This is a genomic window from Pseudomonas sp. NPDC098740, assembly GCF_044760065.1.
Classification (GTDB): domain Bacteria; phylum Pseudomonadota; class Gammaproteobacteria; order Pseudomonadales; family Pseudomonadaceae; genus Aquipseudomonas; species Aquipseudomonas rossensis.
Window position 1 is genome coordinate 74,036 of sequence record NZ_JBIWAM010000007.1, and the last position, 16,691, is coordinate 90,726.

Consider the following 16,691-nt stretch of genomic DNA (forward strand, 5'->3'; position numbering starts at 1 on the left):
GCAGTGATTTGGAGTGGCTATGGGTGATCGGCACGACTATGTGGCCCTCGAGTGGGTCAAAGGCGAGATTGCCGAAACGCTGAAAGCGGCTCATCAGGCGATTGAAATGTTGCTTGATGACCCGCAGGCGACGCACGCCCTCAGTGAATGCCTGGCATGCGTCCATCAGGTTCACGGCAGTTTGCAGATGGTCGAGTTCTACGGCGCGGCGCTGCTCGCCGAAGAGATGGAACATCTGACCACCGCCTTGCAACAGAACCGCGTCAGTCATCGCGATGAGACGCTCCACCTGTTGCTGCAAGCCCTTGGGCAGTTGCCTATTTACCTCGACCGGGTGCAAGGTGCGCGACGCGACTTGCCGCTGGTGGTGCTGCCGCTGCTCAACGATCTGCGCAGCGCCCGTGGCGAAAGCCTGTTGTCGGAAACCAGCCTGTTCAGCCCGCAATTGCCGGACATGCCGCCCCTGGACGAAGAGTCGCTGGCGCTGCTGGAGCCGACGGATTTACCGAACGTGCTGCGCAAGTCGCGGCAGATGTTGCAGATGGCCCTGGTCGGATTGCTGCGTGAGCAGGATGGCGAAACCAACCTCGATTATCTGACCAGAGTTTTTACGCGTCTCGAAGGCCTGTGCGGCAATGCGCCCCTGAGCCCGTTGTGGCAAGTTGCCTCGGCGCTGGTCGAAGGCATGCGCGACGGCTCGATTGCCAACAGTCCGGCGTTGCGCAGCCTGTTCAAGGAGGCCGACAAAGAACTGAAGCGCCTGCTCGGACAGGGCATGCCCGGAATCAATCAGCCGGCGCCGCTGGAGTTGCTCAAAAGTTTGCTGTTCTACATTGCCAAGGCCGAACATCCCACCGGGCAGATGCTGACCATGAAAGATCGCTACGGACTGGACGACGCGCTGCCTGACAGCGCGATGGTCGACGAAGAACGTGCACGGCTGGCCGGTCCCGACCGCGATGCCATGCGCTCGGTGTTGGCCGCTTTGTGTGAAGAGCTGGTGCGGGTCAAGGAACGCCTGGACTTGTTCGTGCGCAGCGACCGCCAACACACCTCGGACCTCGAAAGCCTGCTGGCGCCACTGCGGCAAATCGCCGACACCCTGGCGGTGCTCGGTTTCGGCCAGCCACGCAAGGTCATCATCGATCAACTGGCGATGGTGCTGAGCCTGGCCCAGGGCCAGCGTGAGCCCAACGACGCGATCCTGATGGACGTCGCCGGTGCCTTGCTCTACGTCGAAGCGACCCTCGCCGGCATGGTTGGCACCGTCGAGCCGGAAAGCCAGGAAGAAAGCCGCCTGCCGACCACCGACCTGACCCAGATCCATCAGATCGTGATCAAGGAAGCGCGCATCTGCCTGCAACAGGCCAAGGACATGATCGTCGACTACATCGACGCCGACTGGGACCGCCAGCACTTGCAGCCACTGCCGGCCTTGCTGACCCAGGTGCGCGGTGCGCTGGCGATGATTCCGTTGAGCCGTGCGGCGAGCCTGATCGAAACGTGCAACCACTTCATCCGCGAGCACCTGCTGCTGGATCCGGATCATCCCGACTGGCAGGAACTGGACAGCCTGGCCGACGTCATCACCAGCATCGAGTATTATCTGGAGCGCCTCAGCGACGACCCCGAAGCGCCGGGCGAAAAGTTGCTCGACGTCGCGGAAAAAAGCCTGGCCGCGCTCGGCTTTTTCCCCAGCGAGCAGCAGGTGCCGGTGCTTGAAGATGTACTCAGCCCGAGTGAAGCGCAGGTCATGCAGGATTTGCAGGAACTGGACGACCCAGAGACCGTCCAGTCACTGGCCGATGTATTGGCCAGCCCTGTGTCCTCCGTCAATCCGCCCGCCCTGACGACCCCGGGAAGCCTTTTGCCGCCGCCCGCCGGTGAAGAACCGGTGGACGATGAGCTGCGGGAAGTGTTCCTCGAAGAAACCGATGAAGTCCTGGAAATCCTCCGGGAGTACCTGCCGCGCTGGTCGGCCGATCCCGAGAGTAAGTCGGCCCTGAGCGAACTGCGCCGGGCCTTCCATACGCTCAAGGGCAGTGGCCGGATGGTCCGCGCGCTGGTGCTGGGCGAATTGGCCTGGTCCGTGGAAAACCTGCTCAACCGCGTACTGGAACGCAGCGTTCCGCCGGGGCCGGCGGTGCAACAACTGCTGGGCGATGCGCTGAATCTGCTGCCGGAACTGGTGGCCGAGTTTGCCAACCATGCCCAGCGCCAGCGCAACGATGTCGACCAATTGGCCGCACGCGCGCACGCCTTGGCCAAGGGCAATGAGCCGATACCCGACGAGGACGCACAGGACGTCGCAGCCCTCGATCCGCTGCTGCTTGAGATTTTCCGCAACGAAGCCGAAACCCATTTGGGCAGCCTCAACCGTTTCCTCGATCAAGCCGCCGAGCACGTGCCGTTGCAGGCCAGCGACGAGTTGCAGCGGGCGCTGCACACCCTTAAGGGCAGCGCCTCCATGGCTGGCGTATTGCCGATCGCCGAGCTGGCGACGCCGCTGGATCATCTGGCCCGGGAATACAAGGCGCACCTGCTCGCCCTCGACCTGGACGAAGTCGAACTGTTACTCGAAGCCGAAGGACTGTTCCGTCTCGGGTTGCGACAGCTCAAAACCGACCCGATGGCCGAGATTCCCGGCGCCCGCTCATTGATCGAGCGAACCCAGGCGTTGCTGGCCGAGCGTCTGGAAACGCTCCTGAGTTCACCGAACACCGGGTTGCGCATCAAGCGTGATCCGCAACTGATCAACAACTTCCTCGCGCAAGGCATGGACATCCTGCTGGACGCCGAAAGCCTGTTGCAGCGTTGGCAGCAACATCCCGGCGAGCGTCAGGAACTCAGCGCATTGCTGGACGAATTGACCACCCTCGGCGAAGGCGCGCACCTGGCTGATCTGCATCCGGTGGATGGGCTCTGCGAAGCCTTGCTCGATCTCTACGGCGCTGTGGAAGAAAGCAGCCTGGCGGTCAGCGAGGCGTTTTTCCATGAGGCGCAAAGTGCCCATGAAGCGCTGATCAACATGCTCGACGAACTGGCCGCCGGCCAGGAAGTCAGCCCGCAACCGGAACGCATTCGAGCCTTGCGCGGGTTGCTCGATGAGAGCCTGGATCCGTCGGCGATGGGGCTGATTCGCAGCGATGGCAGCCGCACGTTGAGCATCCGGGAACTGGGCAGTGCCACGACTGAGCTGGAACAGACCGCGACCCAGGTTGAGCTGGACGATGAGATCGTTTCGATCTTCCTCGAAGAGGCGGTGGATATCCTCGAAAGCGCCGGCCAGGCTTTGCAGCGCTGGCTGAGCGACCCGGACAACGCTGCGCCGTTGTTGTCGTTGCAGCGAGATTTGCACACCCTCAAGGGTGGCGCGCGGATGGCCGAGGTCGAGCCGGTCGGTGAACTGGCCCATGAACTGGAAAGCCTTTACGAAGGTCTGGTGGACCGCCGCTACGCCTACAGCGAAGCGTTGGCGCAACTGCTGCAACAAAGCCATGAACGGCTCGCAGCGCTGCTTGATCAGTTGCAGAGCCAGCGGCCATTGGGCGATCCGGGTGAGGTGATCGAGGCCATTCGCGAGTTTCGCCAGGGCAACGCCAGCGCTGTTGAAACGGTCGAACCGGCACGGGCCGAGGATTCACCGGGCCATGATCCGGAGCTTCTGGAGATCTTTCTCGAGGAAGGTTTCGACATCATCGAAAACTCCGGCGCGGCGCTGGTGCGCTGGCAGGCCGAGCCGTCGAATCGTCAGGAAGTGGAAACCCTGCTGCGTGATTTGCACACCCTCAAGGGTGGCGCGCGGATGGTGGAAATCGCGCCGATTGGCGACCTCGCTCATGAGCTGGAATTCCTCTACGAAGGCCTGTCTGCTGGCGTGTTGCAACCCACCGCCGCGTTGTTCGGCTTGTTGCAAAGCAGCCACGACCGACTGGCGCAGATGCTCGACGCGACCCGTGCCGGTCAGCCATTGCCGCCCGCCGATCAACTGATCGACGCGATCAAGAATTTCAGTCATCCGGCAGTGCCCGAAACACCGGCACCGGCCGTGGTGTCCGCAACGCCGAAAGTCGAGACGCCCGCAGCGCAACCCGATGCCAGCGCGGACATGGTCAAGGTCTCGGCAGAGTTGCTCGATGATCTGGTCAACCTGGCCGGCGAAACGTCGATTTTCCGTGGCCGGATCGAACAACAGGTCAACGATGCGCGCGTGACCCTGAGCGAGATGGAAACCACCATCGAGCGCATGCGCGACCAATTGCGCCGGCTCGACACGGAAACCCAAGGGCGGATTCTCAGCCGCCAGCAAGTCGAAGCCGAACGCCTGGGCTACGAAGAATTCGATCCACTGGAAATGGACCGCCACTCACAGTTGCAACAGTTGTCGCGTGCGCTGTTCGAATCCGCCTCAGACTTGCTCGACCTCAAGGAAACCCTCGACCGACGCAATCAGGACGCGGAGAACCTGCTGCAACAGCAGGGCCGCATCAACACCGAATTGCAGGAAGGCCTGATGCGTACGCGCATGGTGCCGTTCGAACGGATGCTGCCGCGCTTGAAGCGGATCGTCCGCCAGGTCTCCAGCGAGCTGGGCAAGGACGTGGAATTCATCGTCGGCAATGCCGAAGGCGAGATGGACCGCAACGTCCTCGAACGCATGGTCGCGCCGTTGGAACACATGCTGCGCAACGCCGTGGATCATGGCCTGGAATCCGCCGAGGTGCGTATCGCGGCGGGTAAACCGGCTCAGGGTCGAATCACCCTCGACCTGTCGCGAGAGGGCGGCGACATCATTTTCGACATCCGCGACGACGGTGCCGGCGTGCCGCTGGACGCGGTGCGGCGCAAGGCGATCAAACGCGGATTGCTGGCCCCGGACAGCGACATCAGCGACCGCGACGTGTTGCAATTCATCCTGCAACCGGGGTTCTCCACCGCCGAGAAAATCACCCAGATTTCCGGGCGCGGCGTCGGCATGGACGTGGTGCATGAAGAGGTCCGGCAGCTCGGCGGCAGCATGAGCATCGACTCTGTGCCGGGGCAGGGCGTGCACTTCCGGATTCGCTTGCCGTTCACCGTATCGGTCAACCGGGCGCTGATGGTGCAGTGCTTTGATGATCAGTACGCGATCCCGCTGAACACCATCGACGGCATCGTTCGCGTGCTGCCCAACGAACTTGAAGGGCATTACCGGCTCGATCCGCCGACCTACAAATACGCCGGGCAACACTACGAACTGTGCTACCTCGGCGAACTGTTGAAAACCAGCCATCGCCCGAAACTGCTGGGCCAGAGCTTGCCGTTGCCGGTGTTGCTGGTGCAGTGCAACGAGCGGCACATCGCGGTGCAAGTGGACTCCATGGCAGGTACTCGGGAGATCGTGGTCAAAAGCCTCGGCCCACAATTTGCGGCGGTGCAGGGTTTGTCCGGGGCCACGATTCTCGGCGATGGGCGGGTAGTGCTGATTCTCGATTTGCTGGCGCCGATCCGCGCCATGCAGGCCCGTGTGCCGCAACAGTCAGTGGCTGAGGAGGCGGAGGTCGAGCCGCACAAGCCGCTGCTGGTGCTGGTGGTCGACGACTCGGTGACCGTACGCAAGGTCACCAGCCGTCTGCTGGAACGCCACGGCATGAACGTGCTGACCGCCAAGGATGGTGTCGACGCCATGCTGCTGCTCGAAGAACACATGCCCGACCTGATGCTGCTGGACATCGAAATGCCGCGCATGGACGGTTTTGAAGTCGCGACCCAGGTACGCGCCGACGAACGTCTGCAGCACCTGCCGATCATCATGATCACCTCCCGCACCGGGCAGAAACACCGCGACCGCGCCATGGCCATCGGCGTCAACGACTACCTTGGCAAGCCGTACCAGGAATCGGTGCTGCTCGAAAGCATTGCCCTGTGGAGCAAACCCCATGCGTGAGCACCGCACCAGCAACCTCACCGGCCTGCTGCTGCCCTTGGCCGACCGCAACCTGATCTTGCCCAACGTCGCTGTTGCGGAGCTCATTGATTACCAACCCAGTGCCTTCGACCTCGACACCCCGCCGTGGTACCTCGGGCGGGTAACGTGGCGGAACCGGCAGATTCCGTTGCTAAGTTTTGAGTCGGCGTGTGGGCAGAAAATCGTGATCGGTGAGCGGGCGCGGATCGTCATCCTCAATGCTCTCGGTGGGCGGCCTGAGTTGAAGTTTATTGCGCTGTTGGTGCAGGGGATTCCGCGGTCTTACAAGCTTGATAGCCAATTGAGTTATGTGGATGTGCCGTTGTGTTCACTGGAACAGGCGGCGGTGCAGGTGGGCGAGCAAGTGGCCAAAGTCCCTGACTTGCTGGCGTTGGAGGATTTACTCGTAAGTGCTGGGTTGATCTGACTGGCCCCATCGCGAGCAAGCTCGCTCCCACAGGGGTTTTGTGTACGACGGAGATCCAATGTGGGAGCGAGCTTGCTCGCGATGGCGGCCGTCAATTCACCTCAAACCTGACGGCTAAACCTTGGCTTGATCCCGCAACTGCATCTGCAACGCCTCATAGTGATCCAGCGCCCGCTCCACCAACAACTGCACCCCATCCGCCATGCGGCTGAGCGCCAAGGCTACAGAGCGGCGTGAGCCTTCCACATCGTCCGCCAGATCGGCAGCAATGGCGCTGATGGACAGCAGGTCTTCGGAGGCATTGGTCAGAAGGGCTTCGGTGTCGATATCGGGGGAGACGCTGAAGAGGTGATGTTTGCGACGCTTGCCCGGTTTTTCATGGGGTGGGAAGTAGTAGGAAAAGACGCGGTCGGCGGCTTCCTTGAGTTTTTCGGCTTCGAGGGATGCTTGGGAATCGGTGTCGGTTTCCGGCGGGTTGGGAGTTGGTTTGAACATAGTGAAGCTCCATTTAATGAGTTTCAGCTGCTCCATCGGGTTCCAATCGAAGGGGTGGCAGCTGTACGCGGGCTGGAACCCGGGCAAACGGACAAAACCCGACAGACACTAAGGTCTCCCGCGCACAGCCGCCATAACGGAGTGCACACATTAAAGGTGCGCAAGCATACGTTATGAAAGGTGCTTTTGCCTCGTTAACACCACGGGGGTTCCAATCCCGATCGCTGAGTTTGCAGCGACCCCCAAACGATAAAGATCAACGCAAAACCGCACCAGTCAGCGGGTTCCGGCATTGCTGTAGGCAGCGACGCCAGACTGCGTAGCCTCACACCGTTCCTGCGGACAAACTTTTAAACACAAAACCCCAGGCTGTCGGACCTTCCGACAAGCCCCCTCGCCACAAATGTGGACGCCCGCGCTTAAGTGAACAGCATTGCCCTCGCCACAATGGTTTCTGCTCCAGGTTGAAGATTCCCAAAAAGGGACCGATCGGTCCTATTTTAGGACTTATCGATCATTGCACTCCGGCATTGAAACTGGCGGGGATTGTTCCGGCCCCATCGCGAGCAGGCTCGCTCCCACAGGGGTGACGCGGTCCAATGTGGGAGCGAGCCTGCTCGCGATGGCGTCGGCACGGCCAACCATTACCCTGACCGTAACGATCCGTCTCTCTGCTTGATTGATGCCCTCCACCCAACACTCCTAAGGTGACTCCCACGACAGCAAACCCGTGGAGTGGTCATGACAAAAACAATATCCCCCGACTCGCGATGGACGCGGCGGCGCAGCGAAAAGCAGCGGCGTCTCGAGCTTGTGCGGGGTCTCGCCGACGGTGTGGTCTTACCCTCCGACAAAATCGTTGCAGCGCTGGAGGCATTGATCCTGCCCGGCGACCGCGTGGTGCTGGAGGGCAATAACCAGAAGCAGGCGGATTTCCTGTCCCCGCCGGGCAGCCGCCACGCGGCCGGACGCTGGTGGGCTGTGTCGGCTCGGGCGATCTGGAAGTGCTGATCGAACCAGGCAAGTCCGGCAAGCTGACGATCAAAGTTTGCCCAACGGACCGAAGTGTTCTGAAACATTGCGCTTTTAGTCTCAAGGCCTGAGCCTTGCGCGATGCGGCAACGAATTTTGAGGTGAGCAACACATGTATCACGGGGAAAGATTGAACGCCTGGACGCATCTGGTCGGGGCAGTGGCGGCATTTGTCGGGGTGGTGTGGATGCTGGTGATCGCCAGCATGGACGGCAGCCCGTGGAAGATCGTCAGCGTGGCGATTTACGGGTTTACCTTGCTGGTGCTTTACAGCGCGTCGACCGTTTACCACAGCGTGCGTGGGCGCAAGAAAGCGATCATGCAGAAGGTCGATCACTTTTCGATCTACCTGCTGATTGCCGGCAGCTACACACCATTCTGTCTCGTGACCCTACGCGGGCCGTGGGGCTGGACGCTGTTCGGGATTGTCTGGGGATTGGCGCTGATCGGCATCCTGCAAGAGATCAAACCGCGCTCGGAAGCGCGGATTCTGTCGATCGTGATCTACGCGGTGATGGGCTGGATCGTGCTGGTGGCGGTCAAGCCGTTACTGGCGGCGTTGGGCAGTACAGGTTTCGCCTGGCTGGCGTCGGGCGGCGTGCTGTACACCGTGGGCATTGTCTTTTTTGCGCTGGATAGTCGTTTGCGCCATGCCCACGGGATCTGGCATCTGTTCGTGATCGCCGGAAGTTTGCTGCACTTCGTGGCGATCCTGTTTTATGTCCTTTGAGGCCTCTAAGGGATCAAGCGATCCAGTTGTGCCTGCGCCCGTCGGCTGAACACCTGCAACAAGTCGCTCAGGGTGTGGGGCGGCGGTTCGTCGGCGCGAGTGACCGCATACAACGTGATCGGTAACGCTGGCGCCAGAGGTCGAATCGCCGTGGTGGCGGGGGATGCGCCGAGCGCGGTAAACGGGTCGATCACTGCCAGCCCGGCACCGGATTCAACCATCGCCCGCGCCAGCGAATAGGTCTGCACGGCGATGCGAACCCGTGGCGGCGGATCGACCGCCTCAAGGTAGCTGTCGAGCCTGGCCGCCAGCGGGTCGGCGCTGGATAGACCGATCAGCGGCGCGCCGGCGAGTTCGCTCAGCGGCAACGGTTGGCCCAGGGTGTCGTCGGCCCAGTAACCGGTCGGTGCCAGCGCCACCAGCATCCCGCAGGCCAGGGCTTGCGCATTCAGGCCCGGATGATCCGGCGGCTGCAAGGTCAGAGCGACATCCACTTCGCGCATCAACAAATTCTGCATCAGCTCACGGCTGTGGGCACTGGACAATTCGCAGGCGATGTCCGGGTAACGTTGCGTCCACTCGTTGATGGCCGGCGGCAGCAGCGACAAGGCCAGCGCCGGGATCGCGCCGATCCGTACGCTGTGACCCGGTTCGCGACGCAGGCTCTGGGCTAGGCGTCGTACGCCTTGCAGGCTTTCGGTGACCTTGTCGACTTCGCGCTCAAGCTCCAGCGCTTCGGGCGTGGCCTGCAATTTACCGCGCACCCGCAGGAATAACGGGAAGCCCAGTTGCTGCTCGGCGTGTTGCAGCACTTTGCTCACCGCCGGTTGCGACACGTGCAGCAACTGCGCGGCGCCACTGACCGAACCGGTCTGGCGAATGGCCTGGAAAATCTCGATGTGTCGCAGTCGCATGGCAAGTCCATAACCTTTGTTTATGGGTCAGGCATCTTTATGCATTGTTCAACGCCTGTCACCTGGTCCTAACCTGAGCTCTGTTTCCACAACGGTTAAGGACAGACATGGCTCAGCGGGTTTGCATCATCGGTGGTGGCGTCATCGGGCTGACGACGGCTTACGCACTGGTTCGCGACGGCATAGACGTGACGCTGATCGAGGCCCGGGACTCGCTGGGCAGCGAGACCAGTTTCGCCAACGGTGGCCAGTTGTCCTACCGCTACGTCGCGCCGCTGGCCGATGCCGGCGTACCGTTGCAGGCGCTTGGCTGGATGTTGCGCGGTGACTCGCCGTTGAAGCTGCGCCCGCGCCTGGACCCGGCGCAATGGCGCTGGATGGCGTCCTTCCTGGCGGCCTGCCGTCGTTCGGTGAATCAGCGCAACGGCGCGCACCTGCTGCGTCTGGCGCTGCTGAGCCAGTCCACGCTGCAAGGCTGGCGCGAAGAAGACCGCCTCGAAGGTTTCGACTGGCGGCGCAACGGCAAACTGGTGACGTTTCGTGAAGCCGCGAGTTTCGAACACGCTCGCCATGGCCTCGCCGATCCGCGACAGCAGCACGTGCTGTCGCGGGCCGAATGCGCCCAACTGGAGCCTGCACTCGCCGAGGCGCCGTTTGTGGGCGCGATTTATACCCCCGACGAGGAGGTCGCCGATTGCCATGCTTTCTGCCAGCAACTGCTGGCTCGGCTCCAGGCGTCGGGGCGTTGCGAGTTTTTGCTCGGGCGCAAAGTCACCGGCATTCGCCACGTGGACGGCGCGGTACAGGCCGTCGAAATGGGTTCGCAAGTGCTGCCGGTCGAGCAACTGGTGATTGCCGCCGGACATCGCAGTCCGGCGCTGGCGTTGCCAGGCATGAACCTGCCGCTGTATCCGCTCAAGGGCTACAGCCTGACCTTGCCCATCCGCGCTGAACATCGCGCGCCGGAGCTGAGCATCACCGATTACAACCGCAAGATCGTTTACGCCCGCATCGGTGAACAGCTGCGCGTGGCGGCGATGGTCGACATTGTCGGTTTCGACCCGGCGCTCGACCCCAAACGCCTGGCGTTGATCAAGCGCCAGGCGCAGGAAACCCTGCCCAATGCCGGTGATTACGCCGCCGCCATCGAATGGGCCGGCATGCGCCCGGCCACTCCCAGCGGCGTGCCATTGATCGGGGCCACGGCGTACCGCAACCTGTGGCTCAACCTCGGCCATGGCGCCCTGGGTTTTACCTTGGCCTGTGGCAGCGCCCGGTTGCTCAGCGAATTGATCGCCCGGCGCGCACCTTCAATCGAAATGCAGGGCCTCGCCCCCCGCGTCGCCTGACTTGAAAAGGAAAAACCGATGAGCATCAACCGTATCAACAGCAACAGCCGACTCTCTGGCGCGGTGACCTTTGGCGATCTGGTGTTTCTCTCGGGACAGGTTCCGGGTGACAGCACCGACGTCACCGGCCAAACCGCGGAAGTGCTGGCGAAAATCGATGCGTTGCTGGCCGAAGCTGGCAGCGACAAGGATCATCTGCTCAACGCGACCATTTACCTGAACGACATTGGCCGCGACTTTGCCGCCATGAACGAGGTCTGGTCGCAGTGGCTGTCACCGGGCAAAGCGCCGACCCGCACCACGTTGCAGGCGCAACTGGCCCGTCCAGAGGTGCTGGTGGAAATCACCGTGATCGCCGCCCGCCGCTAATCGTTTAACCCACAACGGAGAATAACAATGCAAAAAATCACGTTGATCGGCTGCACCCTCGGCTTGCTGCTCGCCAGTCAGGTCCAGGCCAACGAAGCGCCGCTGACCGGCACGCTGAACAAGGTCGCCAATGCCAAGAGCATCACGCTGGGCTATCGCGACGCGTCGGTGCCGTTCTCCTACGTGGGTGATCACACGGGGCAGCCGATGGGCTATTCGGTGGATCTGGCGAGCAAGATTGTCGAGCGCATCAAGCAAAAACTTGAACTGCCGGATCTGCAGGTGAAGTACACCCTGGTGACCTCGCAAACGCGCATTCCGCTGGTGCAGAACGGCACGGTCGACCTTGAGTGCGGCTCCACCGGCGTGACCGCTGAGCGCATGCAGCAAGTGGCGTTTTCCTACGGGTTCATCTACGTGAAGGGGCAGTTGCTCACGGCGAAGGACAGCGGCATCAAAAGCTTCGCCGACCTGCGCGGCAAGAACGTCGTGACCACCGCGGGCACCACCAACGAGCGGTTTCTGAAGAGCTACAACATCGATCACAAGATCGATATGTTCGTGATCAGTGCCAAGGACCACGGCGAAGCGTTCCAGATGTTGCAGTCAGGTCGGGCGGCGGCGTTCTATATGGATGACGCGCTGCTTTACGGGGAACGCGCCAAGGCCCGCGATCCGCATAACTGGGTCGTGGTGGGCGAGGAGCAGTCGCGGGAAATCTACAGCTGCATGGTGCGCAAGGGTGATCCGCAGTTTCTTGAGTTGGTGAACTCGACCCTCGCCGATCTGTACAGTTCAGGCGAGATCAATGGCATCTATCAGCGCTGGTTCCAGCAACCGATTCCACCCAAAGGCCTGAACCTGGAATTCCCGATGACCAGCGAACTGAAAGCAATCATCGCCAAGCCAGTGAGTGATCCGGTGCAATAAGATCAAAAGATCGCAGCCTGCGGCAGCTCCTACAGGGGCGCGTTTCAACTGTAGGAGCTGCCGCAGGCTGCGATCTTTTTCGGGTCAGAAGTCGCCCCACAGTTGTTGCGCCACCGCCAATGCCACCACCGGCGCGGTTTCAGTGCGCAATACGCGAGGACCGAGGCGGGCAGCGTGAAAACCGCCAGCCTTGGCCTGATCCACTTCTGCCTCCGACAACCCGCCTTCAGGCCCGATCAAAAACGCCAGCGTCGCCGGTTTCGCATGGCTCACCAACGGCTCGGCCACCGGATGCAGCACCAACTTCAATTCCGCTTGAGTCTGCTTCAACCAGTCCGCCAGCAGCAGCGGCGGGTGAATCACCGGCACCCGTGAGCGTCCGCACTGCTCGCAGGCGCTGATCGCCACTTGGCGCCAGTGCATCAGGCGTTTGTCGGCGCGTTCGTCCTTCAGCCGGACTTCACAGCGGTCGCTGAAGATCGGGGTGATTTCAGTGACCCCCAGTTCGGTAGCTTTCTGAATCGCCCAATCCATCCGCTCGCCACGGGACAAGCCCTGGCCGAGATGGATCTGCAAGGGCGACTCGACCTGCCCGGCGAAGCTTTCATCGATCTGCACGACGACGCGCTTCTTGCCGGCTTCTATCAGTGTGGCGCGAAACTCATGGCCCGAACCGTCGAACAGTTGCAGCGCATCACCTTCGGCCATGCGCAGCACGCGACTGATGTAATGGGCCTGGGCCTCGGGCAACTCGTGTTCGCCAGTGCTCAAGGGGGCGTCGATAAAGAAGCGGGACAGTCTCATGCTGGGTCTCTACTGAATCTGATGTTCGGCATCGTAAGTTGGGACGAACTAGCTTTTGTGGCGAGGGAGCTTGCTCCCGCTGGACTGCGTAGCAGTCCCCTTCTTTCTAGGTATAAGCGGGGCCGCTTCGCGACCCAGCGGGAGCAAGCTCCCTCGCCACAGGGTTTCTCGGTGATTTCTAGCCCGGATCGCGGAAGCCCGGGTGAAAGTCCTTCGGCACCGAAACACTGACGCTATCGCGAGTCGCAATGTCGATCCCTTCGCTGGCCACTTCGGCCAGAAAGTCGATCTGTTCAGGCGTGATCACGTAGGGCGGCAGGAAGTACACCACGCTGCCCAACGGTCGAAGTAAAGCACCACGCTCCAACGCATGCTGGAACACTTTCAAGCCGCGGCGTTCCTGCCACGGATAAGCTTCCTTGGTGGCCTTGTCCTTGACCATCTCGATGGCCAGTACCATGCCGGTCTGACGCACTTCCGAAACGTTCGGGTGATCGGCCAGGTGCGCAGTGGCGCTGGCCATGCGCTGAGACAGGGCCTTGTTGTTCTCGATGACGTTGTCTTCTTCGAAGATATCCAAAGTCGCCAAGGCTGCCGCGCACGCCAGCGGATTGCCGGTGTAGCTGTGGGAATGCAGGAAGGCGCGCAGGGTCGGGTAGTCGTCGTAGAAAGCGCTGTAGACATCTTCGGTGGTCACGCAGGCCGCCAGCGGCAAATAACCGCCGGTCAGGGCCTTGGACAGGCAGAGGAAGTCCGGGCGGATGCCGGCCTGTTCGCAGGCGAACATCGTCCCGGTGCGGCCGAAGCCAACGGCGATTTCGTCGTGGATCAGGTGCACGCCATAGCGGTCGCAGGCTTCGCGCAGCAGTTTCAGATACACCGGGTGGTACATGCGCATGCCGCCGGCGCCCTGAATCAACGGCTCGACGATGACTGCCGCGACGGTGTCATGATTCTCGGCCAGGGTTTGTTCCATGGCAGCGAACATATTGCGCGAATGTTCTTCCCAGCTCATGCCTTCCGGGCGCAGGTAGCAATCGGGGCTCGGCACCTTGATGGTGTCCAGCAGTAGCGCCTTGTAGGTTTCGGTGAACAGCGGCACGTCGCCCACCGACATCGCCGCCATGGTTTCGCCGTGGTAGCTATTGGTCAGGGTGACAAAGCGCTTCTTGTTCGGCTGGCCGCGGTTGAGCCAGTAGTGAAAGCTCATTTTCAGCGCGACTTCGATGCAGGACGACCCGTTATCGGCGTAGAAGCATCGGGTCAGGCCTTCCGGCGTCATTTTCACCAGGCGCTCGGACAACTCGATGACTGGCTGATGACTGAAACCGGCGAGGATCACGTGTTCCAGCTGATCCACCTGATCCTTGATGCGCTGGTTGATCCGTGGGTTGGCGTGACCAAACACGTTGACCCACCAGGAGCTGACGGCATCGAGGTAACGTTTGCCTTCGAAGTCTTCCAGCCAGACGCCTTCACCGCGTTTGATCGGGATCAGCGGCAGCTGTTCGTGGTCTTTCATCTGGGTGCAGGGATGCCACAACACCGCAAGATCGCGTTGCATCCACTGATTATTCAGGCCCATTTTCAGTCTCCTCGAGGCGGCTCGCTTGGTGCGCGGGCAAACAATCGCGCAAGCCTATGCAATGCGTGGCGTGGGGACAACCCATTGTGTCGATTGAGCTACTTTATATAGGTGGATAGACGTCGCTGGCGGCCTTTTGATGGCTGACGTATTCTTCGCGGTTCTTTGAGTCGTCTGACTCGCAAAACCACTTTTTCCTACGTGTATTTCCGGAGTTCGCTGAATGTCTGCTGGTTGGCTGCGCGCCTGTGCGCTGGTGATGTTAGGGCTGTTCAGCGTGTCTGCGCTGGCCAAGGATAAAACGGCGATCGTGATCGGGGGAGGGCTGTCTGGCCTCACCGCTGCTTACGAACTGCAAAACAAAGGCTGGCAGGTCACCCTGCTGGAAGCCAAACCGAGCATGGGCGGTCGCTCCGGCATGGCCACCAGTGAGTGGATCGGCAACGACAAGACTCAACCGGTTCTGAACAAGTACGTATCGACCTTCAAGCTGAGCACCACGCCGGCCCCAGAGTTCGTGCGGACCCCGGGCTACCTGATTGACGGTGAGTATTTCACTGCCGCCGATCTGGCCACCAAGCAGCCGGCCACCAGCGACGCGCTCAAGCGCTACGAAAAGACCCTGGACGATCTGGCGCGCTCGATCGAAGACCCGCAGAACCCGGCGGCCAACAGCACACTGTTCGCCCTGGACCAGATCAACGTGGCCAACTGGCTCGACCGTTTGAATCTGCCAGCCACGGCACGTCAGTTGGTGAATCAGCAGATTCGTACCCGTTATGACGAACCGTCGCGCCTGTCGCTGCTGTACTTCGCACAGCAAAGCCGCGTTTACCGTGGCGTTGCCGACCGTGACCTGCGCGCTTCGCGCCTGCCCGGCGGTAGCCCGGTGCTGGCACAGGCTTTCGTTAAACAATTGAAAACCATCAAGACCAGCTCTCCGGTCTCGGCCATCACCCAGGACAAGGACGGCGTGACCGTCAAAGTCGGCAGCGTTGGCTACCAAGCTGATTACGTCGTTGTGGCCGTGCCACTGCGCGCACTGAACAAGATTCAGATGACTCCTTCGCTGGATGCCCAGCACATGGGCGCGATCAAGGGCACCAACTACGGTTGGCGCGACCAGATCATGCTGAAGTTCAAGACACCCGTGTGGGAAAGCAAGGCGCGGATGACCGGCGAGATCTACAGCAACACCGGTCTGGGCATGCTGTGGGTTGAGCCGGCGCTGAAGGGTGGCGCCAACGTGGTGATCAACCTGTCCGGCGACAACGCGCGCGTGATGCAGGCCTTCGGCGACAAGCAGATGGTCGATCAGGTGCTGATCCGTCTGCACGCCTTTTATCCACAGGCGCGCGGTTCGTTCACCGGTTACGAAATCCGCCGTTACAGCACCGACCCATCGATGGGCGGCGCTTACCTGGCGTTCGGCCCTGGCCAGATCAGCAAGTACTGGCGTCTGTGGGAGCGTCCGATTCAGCGTGTAGCCTTTGCCGGCGAACACACTGACACCTTGTACCCGGGCACGCTGGAAGGCGCATTGCGCACCGGTCAGCGGGCAGCCAGTCAGGTAGAAGACCTGGCGGCCGGCAAGTCGTTTGAACCGGCGAAAGTTGTTCCGGCAGCGACCCTTGCGGCGGCCAGCGCGGTGGCGGCGAAGAAAGGTAACTTCTTCACCAACCTGTTCGGTGGTTCTGACGACAAACCTGCACCGGTCAAGGCGCCAGAGCCAGTGGCTCCAGTTGCTCCGGCACCGGTTCCAACACCTGCGCCGGCCCCAGCGCCAGCGCCGGTAGAAGCACCGAAACCAGCGGCCCCGGTGAAAGCCGAACCCGCCAAAAAAGCCCCGGCCAAAGCTGCAGCGAAAAAACCTGCGGCCAAAGCCGAGGCCAAAAAGGCCCCAGTGAAGAAGGCTGAACCGGCGAAGAAAGTAGCGGTCAAGCCCGCTGCGACTCCGGCGACGGATACCAAAGCGCAGTAAGCTTTGGGACTAAAAAAACGCGGCAGAAATGCCGCGTTTTTTTATGCCCGAAGAAAACCAATATCAAGAATCGAATAAACCTTATGGCGCAGGTGTTCTTTAGTTGGACTTCATTTTTTCTTACATAT

The 16,691-nt window shown here is 61.3% G+C and carries 11 protein-coding genes and 2 pseudogenes; 9 read left to right on the forward strand and 4 right to left on the reverse strand.

Translation table 11 applies throughout. From position 1 onward, the window contains the following. Window positions 1–19: 19 nt before the first annotated feature. Window positions 20–5,926 (forward strand): Hpt domain-containing protein, encoded by a 5,907-nt coding sequence (locus tag ACIQU2_RS11050; RefSeq protein ID WP_403140484.1) that lies wholly within the window; start codon window positions 20–22, stop codon window positions 5,924–5,926. Then, on the forward strand, window positions 5,919–6,374 hold the full coding sequence (locus ACIQU2_RS11055) for a chemotaxis protein CheW (protein WP_403140487.1): 456 nt from the start codon (window positions 5,919–5,921) through the stop codon (window positions 6,372–6,374). The genes ACIQU2_RS11050 and ACIQU2_RS11055 overlap by 8 nt, the downstream gene beginning before the upstream one ends. Window positions 6,375–6,488: 114 nt before the next feature. On the opposite strand, the gene ACIQU2_RS11060 is transcribed toward ACIQU2_RS11055, so the two are convergent. Further along, window positions 6,489–6,869, reverse strand: a complete 381-nt coding sequence (locus ACIQU2_RS11060; protein WP_403140490.1) for a DUF6124 family protein — start codon at window positions 6,867–6,869, stop codon at window positions 6,489–6,491. Window positions 6,870–7,610: 741 nt separating this feature from the next. On the opposite strand from ACIQU2_RS11060, the pseudogene ACIQU2_RS11065 reads away from it, so the two are divergent. From ACIQU2_RS11065 to ACIQU2_RS11075, 3 genes and pseudogenes are all read left to right on the forward strand, one after another. After that, window positions 7,611–7,829 (forward strand): annotated as a pseudogene (locus ACIQU2_RS11065) (malonate decarboxylase subunit alpha); the annotation flags it as partial. 11 nt (window positions 7,830–7,840) lie between these two features. Next, a pseudogene (locus ACIQU2_RS11070) lies at window positions 7,841–7,918 on the forward strand (malonate decarboxylase acyl carrier protein); the annotation flags it as partial. 95 nt (window positions 7,919–8,013) lie between these two features. Next, window positions 8,014–8,631 carry a hemolysin III family protein gene (locus tag ACIQU2_RS11075; RefSeq protein ID WP_403140492.1) on the forward strand — a complete coding sequence of 206 codons (618 nt, stop codon included), beginning with the start codon at window positions 8,014–8,016 and terminating at the stop codon, window positions 8,629–8,631. A 5-nt stretch (window positions 8,632–8,636) separates the two neighbouring features. Here the strand turns inward: ACIQU2_RS11075 and ACIQU2_RS11080 are convergent, their stop codons facing one another. Further along, window positions 8,637–9,545 (reverse strand): LysR family transcriptional regulator, encoded by a 909-nt coding sequence (locus ACIQU2_RS11080; protein WP_403140495.1) that lies wholly within the window; start codon window positions 9,543–9,545, stop codon window positions 8,637–8,639. A gap of 107 nt (window positions 9,546–9,652) precedes the next feature. Between ACIQU2_RS11080 and ACIQU2_RS11085 the strand changes: the two genes are divergently transcribed. Genes ACIQU2_RS11085 through ACIQU2_RS11095 form a run of 3 tightly spaced genes read left to right on the forward strand, consistent with a single transcriptional unit; the run spans window position 9,653 to window position 12,193 of the window. Continuing rightward, entirely contained in the window at window positions 9,653–10,894 is a 1,242-nt protein-coding gene (locus ACIQU2_RS11085; RefSeq protein ID WP_403140497.1) for a D-amino acid dehydrogenase, read from the forward strand. Between the two features lie 18 nt (window positions 10,895–10,912). Then, complete coding sequence (locus tag ACIQU2_RS11090) at window positions 10,913–11,263, forward strand: RidA family protein (protein ID WP_074871612.1); 351 nt, start codon at window positions 10,913–10,915, stop codon at window positions 11,261–11,263. Window positions 11,264–11,290: 27 nt separating this feature from the next. Further along, entirely contained in the window at window positions 11,291–12,193 is a 903-nt protein-coding gene (locus ACIQU2_RS11095; RefSeq protein ID WP_403140498.1) for a transporter substrate-binding domain-containing protein, read from the forward strand. Between the two features lie 84 nt (window positions 12,194–12,277). Here the strand turns inward: ACIQU2_RS11095 and ACIQU2_RS11100 are convergent, their stop codons facing one another. Both ACIQU2_RS11100 and ACIQU2_RS11105 read right to left on the reverse strand, forming a co-directional pair. After that, entirely contained in the window at window positions 12,278–12,997 is a 720-nt protein-coding gene (locus tag ACIQU2_RS11100; protein ID WP_347802082.1) for a 16S rRNA (uracil(1498)-N(3))-methyltransferase, read from the reverse strand. A gap of 178 nt (window positions 12,998–13,175) precedes the next feature. Continuing rightward, window positions 13,176–14,582, reverse strand: a complete 1,407-nt coding sequence (locus ACIQU2_RS11105; RefSeq protein WP_046045254.1) for an adenosylmethionine--8-amino-7-oxononanoate transaminase — start codon at window positions 14,580–14,582, stop codon at window positions 13,176–13,178. Between the two features lie 223 nt (window positions 14,583–14,805). Between ACIQU2_RS11105 and ACIQU2_RS11110 the strand changes: the two genes are divergently transcribed. Then, window positions 14,806–16,563, forward strand: coding sequence for a flavin monoamine oxidase family protein (locus tag ACIQU2_RS11110; RefSeq protein ID WP_403140503.1), 1,758 nt, complete (start codon window positions 14,806–14,808; stop codon window positions 16,561–16,563). Window positions 16,564–16,691: the final 128 nt, after the last annotated feature.